The 13,842-nt window shown below is 70.0% G+C and carries 16 protein-coding genes and 1 tRNA gene; 3 read left to right on the top strand and 14 right to left on the bottom strand.

The annotated features are described in order from the left end of the window. Window positions 1–13: 13 nt before the first annotated feature. The 10 genes from OVA17_RS00795 to OVA17_RS00840 all read right to left on the bottom strand — a co-directional run bounded on the left by OVA17_RS00795 (window position 14) and on the right by OVA17_RS00840 (window position 8,535). Entirely contained in the window at window positions 14–1,738 is a 1,725-nt protein-coding gene (locus tag OVA17_RS00795) for an ABC transporter ATP-binding protein (protein WP_267787593.1), read from the bottom strand. Between the two features lie 2 nt (window positions 1,739–1,740). Further along, window positions 1,741–4,266 (bottom strand): class III lanthionine synthetase LanKC, encoded by a 2,526-nt coding sequence (lanKC, locus tag OVA17_RS00800; protein WP_267787594.1) that lies wholly within the window; start codon window positions 4,264–4,266, stop codon window positions 1,741–1,743. Next, complete coding sequence (locus tag OVA17_RS00805; RefSeq protein WP_267787595.1) at window positions 4,263–4,928, bottom strand: GNAT family N-acetyltransferase; 666 nt, start codon at window positions 4,926–4,928, stop codon at window positions 4,263–4,265. The genes lanKC and OVA17_RS00805 overlap by 4 nt, the downstream gene beginning before the upstream one ends. Beyond that, window positions 4,925–6,214, bottom strand: coding sequence for a beta-ketoacyl-[acyl-carrier-protein] synthase family protein (locus OVA17_RS00810; RefSeq protein WP_267787596.1), 1,290 nt, complete (start codon window positions 6,212–6,214; stop codon window positions 4,925–4,927). Before OVA17_RS00810 ends, OVA17_RS00805 begins: the two co-directional genes overlap by 4 nt. Continuing rightward, window positions 6,207–6,461: a hypothetical protein gene (locus tag OVA17_RS00815; protein WP_267787597.1), complete on the bottom strand. Its 255-nt coding sequence runs from the start codon at window positions 6,459–6,461 to the stop codon at window positions 6,207–6,209. The genes OVA17_RS00810 and OVA17_RS00815 overlap by 8 nt, the downstream gene beginning before the upstream one ends. 123 nt (window positions 6,462–6,584) lie before the next feature. Then, window positions 6,585–6,677 (bottom strand): class III lanthipeptide, encoded by a 93-nt coding sequence (locus OVA17_RS00820; RefSeq protein WP_210073826.1) that lies wholly within the window; start codon window positions 6,675–6,677, stop codon window positions 6,585–6,587. A 44-nt stretch (window positions 6,678–6,721) separates the two neighbouring features. Further along, window positions 6,722–6,814, bottom strand: coding sequence for a class III lanthipeptide (locus OVA17_RS00825; protein ID WP_210073824.1), 93 nt, complete (start codon window positions 6,812–6,814; stop codon window positions 6,722–6,724). A gap of 71 nt (window positions 6,815–6,885) precedes the next feature. Next, complete coding sequence (locus tag OVA17_RS00830; RefSeq protein ID WP_267787598.1) at window positions 6,886–7,179, bottom strand: acyl carrier protein; 294 nt, start codon at window positions 7,177–7,179, stop codon at window positions 6,886–6,888. Continuing rightward, window positions 7,176–8,198, bottom strand: a complete 1,023-nt coding sequence (locus OVA17_RS00835; RefSeq protein WP_267787599.1) for a ribonucleotide-diphosphate reductase subunit beta — start codon at window positions 8,196–8,198, stop codon at window positions 7,176–7,178. The genes OVA17_RS00830 and OVA17_RS00835 overlap by 4 nt, the downstream gene beginning before the upstream one ends. Window positions 8,199–8,373: 175 nt before the next feature. Beyond that, a complete protein-coding gene (locus OVA17_RS00840) occupies window positions 8,374–8,535 on the bottom strand; it encodes a hypothetical protein (RefSeq protein WP_267787600.1) in 162 nt (53 codons plus the stop codon). A gap of 85 nt (window positions 8,536–8,620) precedes the next feature. Between OVA17_RS00840 and OVA17_RS00845 the strand changes: the two genes are divergently transcribed. Together OVA17_RS00845 and OVA17_RS00850 are read left to right on the top strand one after the other, a co-directional pair. Next, window positions 8,621–9,025 carry a helix-turn-helix domain-containing protein gene (locus OVA17_RS00845; protein ID WP_267787601.1) on the top strand — a complete coding sequence of 135 codons (405 nt, stop codon included), beginning with the start codon at window positions 8,621–8,623 and terminating at the stop codon, window positions 9,023–9,025. 10 nt (window positions 9,026–9,035) lie between these two features. After that, a complete protein-coding gene (locus OVA17_RS00850) occupies window positions 9,036–9,473 on the top strand; it encodes an ImmA/IrrE family metallo-endopeptidase (RefSeq protein ID WP_267787602.1) in 438 nt (145 codons plus the stop codon). Window positions 9,474–9,545: 72 nt separating this feature from the next. On the opposite strand, the gene OVA17_RS00855 is transcribed toward OVA17_RS00850, so the two are convergent. Both OVA17_RS00855 and OVA17_RS00860 read right to left on the bottom strand, forming a co-directional pair. Beyond that, a tRNA-Arg gene (locus OVA17_RS00855) sits at window positions 9,546–9,618 on the bottom strand. 14 nt (window positions 9,619–9,632) lie between these two features. After that, window positions 9,633–10,397, bottom strand: coding sequence for an NRDE family protein (locus OVA17_RS00860; RefSeq protein ID WP_267787603.1), 765 nt, complete (start codon window positions 10,395–10,397; stop codon window positions 9,633–9,635). 181 nt (window positions 10,398–10,578) lie between these two features. On the opposite strand from OVA17_RS00860, the gene coaBC reads away from it, so the two are divergent. Further along, entirely contained in the window at window positions 10,579–11,781 is a 1,203-nt protein-coding gene (gene coaBC, locus OVA17_RS00865) for a bifunctional phosphopantothenoylcysteine decarboxylase/phosphopantothenate--cysteine ligase CoaBC (protein WP_267787604.1), read from the top strand. A 55-nt stretch (window positions 11,782–11,836) separates the two neighbouring features. On the opposite strand, the gene OVA17_RS00870 is transcribed toward coaBC, so the two are convergent. Then, a complete protein-coding gene (locus OVA17_RS00870; protein ID WP_267787605.1) occupies window positions 11,837–12,502 on the bottom strand; it encodes a peroxiredoxin-like family protein in 666 nt (221 codons plus the stop codon). A gap of 169 nt (window positions 12,503–12,671) precedes the next feature. Beyond that, window positions 12,672–13,805: a DUF2510 domain-containing protein gene (locus OVA17_RS00875; protein WP_267787606.1), complete on the bottom strand. Its 1,134-nt coding sequence runs from the start codon at window positions 13,803–13,805 to the stop codon at window positions 12,672–12,674. Window positions 13,806–13,842: the final 37 nt, after the last annotated feature.

Consider the following 13,842-nt stretch of genomic DNA (forward strand, 5'->3'; position numbering starts at 1 on the left):
AGAAGAGAGGCGGCTATCTCGCGAGCGAGAGGCGAGCCAGACGGGAGTAGGAGCGGGAGGTACGAACGAGGTGGGAGTGGGTGCCGGTGGAGATCGTGCCGTCGCGGCGCAGGTAGACCACCTGGTCGGCCCCCGCCGCCGTGTGCAGGCGGTGCGTGACGACGAGCACCGTCCGCGTGCCCGCGAGTCCGCCGATCACCGCGTTGATGCGCGCCTCGGACTCGGGATCGAGCCGCGAGGTCGGCTCGTCGATGAGGACGATCGAGCCCGGCGACAGCAGCGTTCGAGCGAGTGCGAGGCGTTGCGCCTCACCCCCTGACAGCGCGCGCCCGGTCTCGCCGAGAGGGACATGGATGCCACGGGGATCTTCGTCGACGAGGTCGTCGAGGCCCATGGCGTTCAGCGCCCGCATGAGCTGCTCGTCGTCGGCGTGCGGCGCTCCCAGACGCAGGTTGTCCGCGAGCGAACCGTCGATGAGGGGTGCGTTCTGTTCCATGTAGGCCACGCGGCGGCTCACCTCTCGACGGTCCATCTGCGCCAGGTCGGCTCCGCCGAGCAGGATGCGTCCACTGTCGGGATCGTGCAGGCGGGCGAGGAGGTCGAGGATCGTCGACTTCCCGCTTCCCGATGGCCCGACCAGGGCGCAGATGCTGCCGGCGCGAACGGTGAGGCTGACGTCGCTGACACCGCCCGCGCCGTGCGGGTGGCCGAATCCGACCCCCTCGAGGCGGATGGGTCCGGGGGCGGACACCTCGCTCTCCCCCGCGGGCCGCGCGATGCGCTCGTCGCTCTGGGGGTCCTCGACCGGAACCCGGAGGGCGGCGCTGATCCTGTCCCACGAGGCGCGCGCTCTCTGCAGCACGGGCACGGCGCGCAAGGCGTTCTCGACGGGCGAGAGCACCAGGACGACGTACATCAGGAAGGCCAGCAGCTCGGAGAACGCCATCGTCCCCTGACCGACCTGGATCGCGCCCACCGCCAGAACGGCGAGGAAAGCGCACTGCGTCGCCATCTGGCCGATCGGCGAGACGATGGCCGTGCGGTTGCCGAGGGCGACGGCAGCGTCTCTGGCGCGGACGGCGGGTTCGATCAGACGCGCCACGTACCTTTCGGTCGCCCCGGCCGTGCGGATCGTCCGCATGGCGCGCAGCGAGCTGGCCAGCTCTGATCCCATCTGCGCGGTCGCGTCCTGACTGCGGCGACTCAGCGTCCGCACCGGCCCCGAGGCGAGGGTGACCACCGCACCCGAGACGATGATCGCCACGACCGTCACGAGGAAGAGCAGAGGGCTCAGGATGAACATGAGCGTGCATGCCCCGAGAGTGAGGGCGGCCGCGGTGACGATCTCGAACACCCCGCCGACCACCATGGTGTGCACCTGGGCCGTGTCGGTCGTCAGCAGGCTGACCAGTTCGCCGTGCCGCTCCTCGGAGTAGCGCCGCACCGGCCAGCGGAGGAGCCGGTCGGCGAGCCCGCGCCGCACGTCGAACACCGCCCGCGCGCCCGTGCGTTCGAGCAGGACGGTGTGAAGGCCCGCGGCGACCGCCTCGACGGCGATGACCGCCACCAGCACGACCAGGCTGAGGACGATCGCATGGTTCGTGCGCACCGCCTCGATCACCGCCTGGGCGGCGAGCGGCTGCGCCAGAGCGCATCCGACGGCCACGAACGCCGTTGCGACGATGACGACGAGACGGCCCCGGTGCGGTCGGATGAACGTGTGGAAGAAGGATGCCAAGCTCAGCCTCCCGCTCGCGGAAGATCGAGACCGGGGAACGCGGGGCGCCCGGTCGCCACCGATGAGAGCACGGCCGCGACCCCGGCGGCGCCGGTCGCGTAGTCCATCGAGACGCGAGACAGTCCGCGACCGAGCACTCCGACTCCGTCGCGGTAGGCGACGCCGTGCCAGTCGAGTGCGCGCGCGTGCATGTCGATAGGCGCTCGGGTGTCGGCCACGCCCGCGCGCTGCAGCTGATCGAGCGCGATCATCAGGCCCGCCCGACCGTCGAAGACCCCGGGCTCGATGACGATCGTGGGGCTGAGCGCGCGGACCAGACCCTCGACCTGCGAAGCGGTGAGCGCGTCACGGCCGGCGCGTGCCAGGCGGGCGCCGGCTACCGCGATACCGGCAGAACCGTGTGCGAGATAGGGGTAGAGCACGCCACGTTCCTCGACGAGCAGTGCGCCGTCGGGCCCGGCAGAACACACGAGTAGGTCTCGTGCAAGGCACCGCTGCGCCTGATCGAGGTAGCGGTGGTCGCCCGTCGCCTCGGCGAGTGCAGTGAGGAACACGGCGACACCCGACCAACCGTCGACCAAGCCCGCCGCGGCGCCGGTAACCGTTCCTGCGGCGGCGACGCGCCGGTCGAGGATCCCGTCTGCGAGTCGGGCGGCGGTGTCGATCCCCTCCGCGCCCGCATCGATCAACGCGAGACCGACCCCCGCTCGGCCGCTGTAGAGCGTCGCGTCGTCGGAGGTCGAGATCCGCTCCGCTGCTTCGGCCAGGAGAGCCCGCGCCTCCTCGACGCGGCCGCGAGCGCCGAGGGCGAGCGCCATTCCGGCCTGTCCGCTCAGCAGGCCCGGATCGGCGATCCCGCGCGCACCGCTCGCGAGCCAGTCGACCCACGCCTCGGGCACGTCTTCGCCGAGCTGATGCAGGCTCCACAGGACGCCCGCGGCCCCGGCAGCGAATTGCCGGCCGTTCTCGAGGTACAGCAGCACGTCGCCGGGGAAGAGCCGATCCGCTCTGTCCGGGGTCGCAGACGCCCGGACCGCCTGCACGAGCGACGCGGGGCCGAGAGGCTCGAGCGGAACGGACGGCGCCGAAAGACCGTAGCTGCGCTCGACGAGGTCGCGCCAGTGCGAAGGCAGATCGAAGGTGTCCTGCGCCCATGCGATGTGCTGACCGGCCCGCGCAGGATCGAAAGCGAGCACGATCGCAATGGGGAGGAACAGCCAGAGCGCGAGGGCGCCCAGGGCGTAATGGTCGTCGTCGACGCCCGTCGGCTCGTCGCGGCCCCGCCTCGGCCGAGCGAACCCCGGACAGCCCAGTCCGACCGGCACGCTCGACCCGGCGGCGGCCGCCAGCTCGAAGTCGACGATGCTCAGCCGTCCGTGCGCGTCGACCAGCACGTTCCCGGGGTGCAGGTCGCCGTGGGCCCAGCTGCTCGCATGAAGAGCACCGACGCAGGCCGTCAGCGAGCGCAGGATTCCGAGCGCCCGCTCCCGGTAGACCGCCACGGCCGCACCGTCCGCCGGAAATCCCGCGCGCACGCCGGGGTGATGAACGGCCACCCAGTGCTGCAACGTATCGGCGTCGGAGTACGCCGACACCAGGAAGACGTGCCCACCCAGCTGGAACCGGTCGATCAGCGCGGGCACGCCGTGGAGCCCGTCCAGCGCGATGTGCGCCTGATACTCCCGTTCCAGTCGCTCCACGGCATCCGTTCCGAATCCGTCGAGGCCCGCGTTCGGTCGCGCCTCTTTCAGCACGACCGGCAGACCATCCGAGCGCCGGCGGCCCCGGTACACCCCGCCCGCGTTCGAGAAGTGCAGGGCCTCATCGAAGGTGTACTCGCACTCCGCGAGCTCCGCCCTGCCCTCCTCCGCGAGGCGGAGACGACCGGGCACGTCGACCCACTCCGGGATGACCACGTACGGTCGCCGCTGGTCGGGCACGAGCGAGCCGTCGGGCGCCTCGATGGCATGCACGCGGTGCCCCTCCTCGTCGTCGCACCAGCGTTCGACGAAGCCGCCGTATCGCACGTGCAGAGGCCCCTCCTGCCAGCGCAGGTCGCTCAGAATGGTCGGTCCCGCCAGGCCGCCGATCCGCTCCTGGAGGGCGTCCAGAGCAGCGAAGAGCTCGCCCTCGTCGCGGGGGTAGATGGTGACGAACTTGCCGCTCGCGCTGCGCGAGGCGTACTTCGCCCCGCAGACCAGCAGCACCAGCTCCGAGCGCAGGTACTTGAAAGCGACACCGCGTGGGACGCAGTGCTCGACCACGGCATCGAGAACGGCTCGCGCCGTGCGGGGAATCGCCGCGACGTGGATCTTCCAGCCCTGCGCCGGCCCCTGCCAGCAGACGGGGAACGCGGTGTTCCACTCCCGCGCCGTGCCGTGGGACCATCCGTCGGGGAGGACGACCTCGTAGGGGCGCATCCTCTCATCGCCGCGGGCATCCATCCGGAAGGGATCCTCGAAATGCAGGTGATCCGCCAGCAGGAAGAGGTCGAGATTGGCGCGCCGCGCCTGACGGAGCGCGCTCATCGCGACGCCTCGGCCGAGGCGGACATGATCCCCACCGCCGTCGCCTCCGGCGATGCGACATATGCGGCCATCCGCGCGCGGGAGCGTTCGACCGACTCATCGCGGTCGCTCCGGCGCTTCACGCGATCCGGCAGGTCGACGCCGAACTCGTCGAACTCTGCGCGCAGAATGCTCCATACCAGGGCGTCTTCACGGCGGCCGTCGATGTAGTAGTACTCGCGCAGGATGCCATCCAGCACCGGTCCGCCGCGACGCGCGAGCATGTTGACCATCGGCACGTTCGACATCGCGGTGATGAACTCGACCCGGTTGGCGTCGTGGGTGTAGAAGGACTCCTCGATCACGGCGTCGATGGCCTCGGCGCCGTAGCCCTGGAACCACAGGGACGCATCGCTGATGATCACCCCGAGCGAGATGTTGCGCGCCGCACGCTGACCGACCCACCGCCACTCCGCGAAGCCGATGTCTTCTCCGCTCCGGGTGGAGACGATGACGTAGTGCACCGCGCCGTCGACGATGGTCGCCGCGATGGCCTCGGCGTCGACCGCGGACGCGTCGCGGATGCCGGCCCGCGAGCCCGCGGTGTTGCGATCGGCCAGCTTCGCGATCGTCCCGGCATCTCCCGCACCGGCCGCGCGCAACGAGACCCGGAGATCCCTCATGCGACGCCCCCGCCCCTCGATGACGTCGCGCCCGTATCGTCGAGGCCGGAGGATGCCGCCAGCACCAGAGCTGCGCACTGCCCACCGAATCCGAACGATGTCGACATTCCGCGTCGAGCGGTGATCCGGCGGTTCTCGCCGCGGACGATGTCCAGCTCGCGATCGATGGGATCGTCGCAGTTGGCGGTGGCGGGAACGACGCCCTCGCGCAGCGAAAGGATGAGCGCGACGGCCTCGATCGCGCCGGCCGCGGCGACCGTGTGACCGGTGAGCGGCTTGATTCCGTAGATGGGGATGGAGGGGGCGTCGTCGGCGAAGACGGCGCGGAACGCGTCGAGCTCGACCGGATCGTTCAGGCGGGTACCGGTCGCGTGCGCGCTGAAGAGATCGATCGAGGCGCTCTCGAGATCCGCGTCGACCAGGGCCGCGTGCATCGCTGCGACGGCGCCCCGTCCGTCGGCATCGGGGGCGGTCGCGTGAGCGATGTCGGTGGCGGCGCCGAATCCGAGGACCTCGGCGAGCGGCTGCACCCCTCGCCGACGGGCGTGGGTCTCCGTCTCGAGAACGAGCATCGCGCTCCCCTCGCCCAGCACGAATCCATCGCGGTCGGCGTCGAAGGGACGGCAGGCCCGGGACGGGGCGTCGTTTCGCTCCGAGAGCGCGCCGACGATCGACATGCTCGCCATCGAGAGCCGGGTGACCGTGGCGTCGGACGCGCCGCAGACCATCACGTCGGCGACCCGTGCCCGCAGCAGGGCCGTCGCCAGCCCTATGGCGTTGGCTCCGCTGGAGCACTCGGTGGAGACGGTCAGAGACGGTCCCCGGGCGTCGAGGGCTCTCGCGATCTCGGCGGCCGCGCCGCCCATCGATCCGCTGGCGGCCAGGTAGGGCAACCGACGCCGCAGCTCGTGCGCACCGCCGACGGCAAGTGCCGCGCTCGCCTCCGCATTCGTCGCAAGGGGACCGGCAGACGTGCCGACGCAGACTCCGAGGCGCGCGGGGTCGACCTTCTCATCGAGTCCGCTCTGCCCGGCCGCCTGAACGGCTGCGGCGAGGGCCATCGCCACGAACCGGTCCACACGTCGTCTGACCTTGGCCGGCACGAGGGGGTGGTAGTCGGCGTCGTCGACCTGACCCGCGAAACGCGTTCCGAGGTCGCTCACCTCGAATCCGTCGATGTCGCGAACGCCGCAGTGTCCTGAGAGAAGCGCCGACCAGAACGTCGCGACGGTGGATCCGATCGGCGTCACGACCCCCATCCCCGTGACCACGATCCGCTCAGACATCGCGACGGCCCTCCGGATTCGGTCGGGAGGCGTCGTCCGAGGTGTCGGGCTTACGCCGAGAGGGCCAGAGCGGGGCCGAGAGGAGGACCCCGGCCCACACGACGATCGCACCGAGGGGCCAGAAGGTGTCGAAGCTCCCGCGCATGAGGCACCACGCACCCCAGACGAGCAGCACGACGATGGAGACTCCGCCCCACAGGCGCCACTCGGCGACCCAGGTCTTCACGTCATCCTCGTTGTGAGTCATTTCGTTCTCCGTGTCTTCCACAAATGAGCGAGGTCGCACGTTTGGTGGGAGAGGTCACTCCCCCACCAAACGGCGGTTCCGACGACCGGGGCGGGTGCACGCACCCGCCCCATCACGGTGCGATCAGAAGCAGTGGGTGCTGATGCTGCTCACCGCGGCGAAGCCGTCGGCGGTCTCTCGAGCCGTCTCCAGCTTCTGCAGATCGAGGATCGACATGTTCCCCTCCTTTCCGTGGATCGCCTTCGAGCGCGCTGTCGTGCTCAGCGGACGCAGTGATTGCTGACCGTGCTCGCGGCCATGGCCGAGACGTCGGTGGCCGCCTCGAGCTTCTGGAGGTTGAGGATCGCCTGCATGTCGTCACCTCCTTTCCGTGGTCGCAGTGCGGGTCGCGGGCGACGCGGGGTCGCGCGGGCGACTCGATGGTTCATGACGCCGCCTCGGGTTGCGAGGGCGCGGGGCTGCGGGCGGCGACGATCCGATCCGCGAGCCACGCCAGAGTCACCTCGGCGCGGTTACCCGCCGTGTGCGCTTCGCGCAGGAGGGGCTCGAGATCGACGTCGTAGGTCTCTTCCGAGAAGACGGCGAGTTCCAGGACCGACAGTGAATCGACATCCAGATCGTCGAAGAGGGTGCTCTCCGGCCGGATCGACTCCGGCGCGAGGTCGAGCATGTCGGCGAGAAAGGCGCGAAGCCCTGCGATGACGTCGTCGGGGGTCATGAGGGGTTCCTCTCGATCGGGGCGGCGACGCGCCCGGTGTGCTCTCGTACGTGCCGGCCCTCGATGCGTTCGGGCGCGACCACCCGTGCCCGGTCGACCACGTGGCGGGTGAAAGCGGGGTCGGCTCCGATCCACCGCATACCCCGCAGGAACGAGTCGACGCCGGTCTGCGTCGCGGCGCGCGCCTCGTGGGAGTCCGCCGCGAGGAAGGCCGAGGTGGGCTGCAGCCGGTCGGTGAGGACGAGCGCGAGCGGCATGGCCCTCTCGAGCACGTCGTAGATCGCCTCGGCGTGGCCCTCTCGGATGCCCGTCCGCAGCGCGTGCAGACCGAAGCTGATGTGGCGTGACTCGTCTCGACACATCGCCGCGAAGGCGGAGCGGATGCCGGGGAGCAGGTCGGTCTTCCCCAGGGCACGCACGATCGAGCGCTGACCGCTCACCGCGAGGACGCCTTCGGTCACGAGGTGGAAGAGGGTGACGCACCGCAGCCACTTCTCGTAGTCGCGGGGATTCGCGACACTCGCCCGCATGATCTCGCCTTCGAGGAGCGCGAGATCCCGGTGCTCTTGCTCCGCCAGTTCCCAGGCCTGCCGCAGCATGATCGTCGGGTCGGGGTCATACCCCAGCACTTCGTGACCGACGCGGAACATCAGGCGTGCGTGACGGGCTTCGTCGGCGACCTGGGTGCCGAGGAAGATCAGATCCTCTTCATCGGGCGCACCGAGCTGGACGGGCGCGAGCAGGTCGAGCCCCGTGTACTCGCCGACGATGAACGTCGAGATCGTGGCTTCGAGCTGACGCCTCAGCGTGCGCGGCAGGCGGGTCTGAAACGTGTCGCGATCACGATCGAGACGAACGGCGTCCGCCGACCACTGCTGTTCCTCCCAGCGCCGGTACAGATCGCGCGGGCGAAGGCGACGTTCTGCCAGCAGGTTGGCGTGATCGGAGATGTCGCTCGCATCGAGTGTGCCGAGCTGATCGAACGATGCCGACTCGACCAGCGTGCTCCAACGAACCATGGCCCCCCTCGATTGAGCCGTTATGCACGTCGACGTCGGATCTCACTGGATCGTCGAGTCTCGGGCAGAAGAAGTGGTCGGTTCGAGAGCGGGGGATACGAACGGTGGTCAGGTGCGAAGATACGGTTCCACGCCAGGAAAAGGAGCCAGCGCGGTGTGTTCGGTGAAGACGAGATCAGGTGGGGAACATCTCCTCGACGGTCAGGCCCTGGCGGCCGCCGGCGACGAGATACTCCCGCACCGACACCTCGTCGACGCCGGGGTTCGGCAGGTCCGCACCCCGAGGATCCTCGGCCGGAGAGGCCCGATCCGCAGGTCGCGAAGCGCTGGTATCCATATTTGGACACTAACAGACTGAATGCGAACACTTCAACCTCGCGAGGAGCCCATTTGCGCACACCTACTCCCCTAGGCTGAACGGCATGGTCCGGCAGAAGAAGACGCCCCACCCCTTCGACGCGTATCTCGGCACCGCCATCCGGGCCTCACGCACGCGGCGGGGCATGACGCGCGAAACCCTCGCTCGACGCACCGGGATCGCCCTGTCGAATCTCAAGCGGCGCGAAGACGGCGTGAACGAGACGTCCGTCTCGGAACTCGAGCGAATCGCCGCGGTCCTGCAGGTGCCGACGACCGAGATCGTGGGCATGGCACTGGTCGACTACAGCGGCGGCGGCGGCGCGCAGGACGGGCTCCAGATGCTACTCGAGTCGATGTCGGAGGCCTCCCCTATCGTCGACGACGAAGACAACGTGACCTACATCGGTCGCACCGCGCCCGGTCTCCGCGACGCCGCCAACACCGACGAGCGGACGACCACCGACTGACAGGGAGATCATGCGGCAGCTCCTCGCCCACGCGGCGCACCTCGGCGTCACCGTCCACGTCGCCCACCTTCCCGAACCGTATCGAGGGTTCTACGATCACGAGCGGCGCCGAGTCGTCTACGACTTCGGCCTCACTCCCATCGAACGCGCGTGCGTCCTCGCGCACGAACTCGGTCATGCGTTCCACGCGCACCAAGGGCGCGACGATCCCGCCGCAGAAGCCGCGGCCGACGCGTACGCTGCCGCCCTGCTCGTCGATCCCGCGCACTACGCCCGGCTCGAATCGATCGGGCTGAGTCCCGGCGAGGTCGCCGAAGAGCTGGGGGTCACGGTCAAGATGCTTCGGGCCTTCGTCGAACACCACCTCGTCCGCGTCCACGGCGCCGCGTACACACGACCGCGTCTCGGGCGGGACCAGCACGATCATCTCGCACGCTGGGCGTCGTGACCCGGCGGCACAGGGCCGCCTCAGGGCGAGCACGGCGATGAACAGGAGCCTGACGAGAGCGTCCGCCCGAAGTGCCCCCGACAGGATTCGAACCTGCGACGCCCGCGTTAGGAGTGCGGCGCTCTATCCCCTGAGCTACGGAGGCGGGATCTTCCCAGCTTACTGCGGCGCTTCACCGCGAGCGGTTCGGGGCGGACGCGCGAGGGGGATGCGATCGCGCAGAGCGTCGACGAGGCCCTCGTCCCACCGCCCCGGCTCCGCGAGCGTCCCTTCGCGCAGGTCCACTCCCTCGGGGCCGATGCTCGCGACACAGACCAGAAGCGACTCGAGCACGAGCCCGTCGTGGGCGTCTCGGCGCAGGACCGACGCCTCGGGCTCGCGCGTCGACTTCTCGATCACACCGAGCCAGGGCATCCACCAGTCCGATCCGTTCGCCAGGCCGGCCTCGCGAAAGGCGCCCAGCCAGCGCGCGATCCGCGGGGTGCCCGGGTCGTCGACGGCGTGATGGGCGACCATGTGCGTGCCGGGGGTCAGCGCCGTGCGACGCGAGACGACGCCGTCCCACTCCACGAGGTGCGCGCCCGTGGCATCCACCTCCACGAGATTGAAGCCGCGGGTGGCGGGACGGTTCGGGATGCCGGCCCCCACCGCGTCGAGGGGAACGCTGCCTCGGCTGACGACCTCATCGTCGCGGCGGTCGGAGAGATCCTCGCGATTGAGCAGCACCGCCAGCCGCCGAGCGGTCGGATCGACTGCGAGCCAGGCACCGCCGGCGCGGTCGTCTCGCACGCCCACGACGCCGTCGCGCTCGGGCCACCAGGGTCCGATGCCGCGCCAGGGGCGATCGCGGTCCTCGTCGCGGACGGCGAGCACCCGCACGGGTTCGCCGGGAGCGGTGGGGACGTCGATCACGACGGTGCACATTCCGACAACGCTACCCGTGCCGAACGAACGTCGGGTGGGCCGTGGAGGCGACCCGACACCGTCACAAGAACAGGCAGCGGCACGAGAACAGGCCGTTCGGTGCGGAAACCCCTGTTCCCGTCGGCTCCCCTGTTCTCGGCACTCCGCCCCGCCGCGGATGCCGACCTGGAAGACTGGGACGATGTTCGTCGTCGTGGGAGTGACCGGGGGCATCGCCGCCTACAAGACCGTGAGCCTCGTGCGCCTGCTCGTCAAGGCGGGGCATGACGTGCACGTCATCCCCACCGAGGACGCGCTGCGCTTCGTCGGCCTGCCGACGTGGGAGTCGCTCAGCCGCAACCCGGTCACGACCTCGGTGCACGACGACGTCGCGCGCGTCCGTCACGTCGCCCTGGGCCAGTCCGCGGATCTGGTGATCGTGGCTCCCGCCACCGCGAACACCCTGGCCGCGATGACGGCGGGATTGGCCTCCGACCTGCTCGGCACGACCCTTCTCGCCACGACCGCACCGGTGGTCGTCGCCCCCGCGATGCACACCGAGATGTGGCGGCATCCGGCCACCGTCCACAACATGGACGTCCTGCGCTCTCGCGGCGTGCACGTGGTCGGCCCGACCGACGGCGTGCTCACCGGCGGCGACTCGGGCCCCGGACGCATGTCGGAGCCCGAAGAGATCGCGGCCGCAGCCCTTGCCCTGGTGCAACGAGCGCGCGACTTCGAGGGAGTCTCGATCGTCGTGAGCGCCGGGGGCACCCGCGAGCCCATCGACCCCGTTCGCTTCCTCGGCAACCGCTCGAGCGGACGACAGGGCGTGGCGATCGCGCGGGCCGCCGCCGACCGAGGCGCCCGTGTGACCCTGGTCGCCGCGCACCTCGACGCCGATACCCGTCCCGATCCTCGCGTCGAGGTGATCGCCGCCGGCACCGCCGACGAACTCGGACAGGCGATGGATGCCGTGGCACCCGACGCCGACGTCATCGTCATGGCCGCGGCGGTCGCCGACTACTCCGTCGCCGCGGTGTCGGAGCACAAGCTCCGCAAACAGGACTCCCCCGGCGGACTCTCCCTCGAGCTGCGGGAGAACCGGGACATCGTCGCGGGGCTCGTGGCCGCTCGCCCAGCGGGGCAGACGATCGTGGCGTTCGCCGCTGAGACGGTCGCCGACGACGCCGAGCTTCTCGAGCGCGCCCGAACCAAGGCCGCGCGGAAGGGCGTCGATCTTCTGGCCGCGAACGCCGTGGGGTGGACTCGCGGGTTCGAGGCGTCCGACAACGAGCTCATGATCGTCGACGCCGCCGGCGAGGTCATCTCGACGGTGTCGGGTTCGAAGGACGACACCGCTCACGCGGTGCTCGACGCGATTCTGGTGGCGCGAGGCCGCTGATCCGAGGAGCCTCGAGCCGACCACCGAGGCGGGGCGCCCCGGCGGTCGGCACCGATCAGCTCTCTTCGAGACGGTCGACGGCCCCGACGATGTCGGCGACCTCCGTTCGCGAGGTGTAGTCGACGTGGACATCTGCGAAGCGGATGCGTCCGGCCCGATCGATCACGTAGACCGAAGGGAAGGGCACGCGCGCCGTCGCGTCGGCGTTGCTGTCCGAGACGGCGAATCCGAGCTCCGTGTGCGCCTCCTGGGCGTGCGCGCTCGGTTCGGTGACGATGCCGAACCGGTCGGCCAGGACGTTACCAGGGTCGGAGAGAACCGCGAAGCCGAGGGAGCCGTTGCTCTGGCTCTGCGCGGTGCCGTCGGCGGTCTGGGGCGAGATCGCGACGAGCTGCGCGCCGCGCTCCTCGAGCGTCGGCAGAAGGCTCTGCTGGTAGGTGCGCAGCGTGATGTTGCAGTACGGACACCACGCGCCTCGGTAGAAGACGACGACGGTTGCCGTACCGCCGAGGACGGACGAAAACGTGATCGTCGCGCCGTCGGCGGTCACCAGGTCGGCGTCGGGAGCCGCGTCACCCTCGCCGAGGGCACCGGTCGGCACACCGGCTGCGCGGAGGTCGCTCTGCTCGTCGGAGAAGACCGTGGCGAGGCGATCGCCGATCTGTGATTCGAAGCCGACGTTGAAGTCGTCGACCTGCTGGGCGATGGATGGTGTGGACATGCGTGGCCTCTCCGGTGGAACCGACATCGGGCGTCGGTGAGAGGACCGTATGTCGGCCACGGGATGCCTCGGGCGACGCTGACGCGGAGGGCAACACAACGTCACGCAGCGTCATCATCGAAAAGAGGGAAGAGGGCGCCGCCGAATCGACCGACGGCACCCCCTCGTGTCAGTAGCCGTAACTGCTGGAGAACTCGCTGATCATGGTCGTCAGCTGTGAGATCAGCACGATGATCCAGACGATGAACGCGATGATCACGGCGACGTTGACGGCGATGGACGCCCAGATCGGGGCGAGGCCGGAACCGGTGCGGCGACGCAGGATGACACCGCGCCCGATGATGTAGACCAGGCCCGAGCCGATCGCCAGCACGAAGAAGCTGAAAGCCCAGTGGAACGGGCGATCGACGCCACGGGCGCGCAGCTGACGCCAGTCGAGGAAGGCGAACAGCACCGTGAGCGCGGAGACCACCAGGCTCACCACGGACGACACCACGGCGATCAGCGTGGTCGCCGCGTTGGTGCCTGCCATCGACGCGGGGCCGGAATCGTACGAGTACACACCGGCGTAGAAGGCGTCGCGGAAGTACGACGACCAGTCGAAGATGACCACGCCGAGCAGACTGAGCACCGGCAGGAAGACCATCAGCCATATCCACACGGTGTTGGTCTTGATGTCGCGGCGGGGCGCGGCGGTGTCGTAGGCGACCGGGGGTGCGCTCGGGTAGCCCGGGGCCGCGCCGTAGTCTGCGCCTGCGGCGGCGGCCGCACCGTACGCCGGAGCGGCGGGGTACGACGGGACACTGGGGAAAGCAGGAGCCGACGTGTACGCCGGCGCCGCGGACGGAGCAACGGGCGGTGTCACCGGCGGAACACCCGCGCTGGCCGCGGTGTATCCAGCACCCGCGGGGGTCGAGGTTGCGGAGTCGTTCGGCGCATGCGGCGCGCGGTCGAGCGTTGCGCCCTCATGCGGCGGGTGGGCGACGGGCTCGGACGCGGTGAGCGAGGCGGCGTCGTCGTCGTGTAAGCCGTCACCGCCGGGCGCATCCTGGCCGGAGGCGTCGACAGAAGCGTTCGACGAAGAGGCGTCGTGTGAGCCGTCACGGCCGGGCGTGTCCTGGCCGGAGGCGTCGACCGGGGCATTCGACGAAGAGGCGTCGTGCACCGACTCGTTCGGCACTGCCTGGTCACCGGCGGCGGAGCGCACCTCATCGGTCCAGCTCGTGCCGTTCCAGCGGCGCAGACCGCCGCCTCCCGCGGGGTCGGGATACCAGCCGTCGGGCGGAGTGGGAGTGTCAGTCATGTCGTTTCCCCTGTCAGGTGCGGAACCGGGCGAGATG

The sequence above is a fragment of the Microbacterium sp. SL75 genome, from assembly GCF_026625865.1.
In the GTDB taxonomy this organism is placed as follows: domain Bacteria; phylum Actinomycetota; class Actinomycetes; order Actinomycetales; family Microbacteriaceae; genus Microbacterium.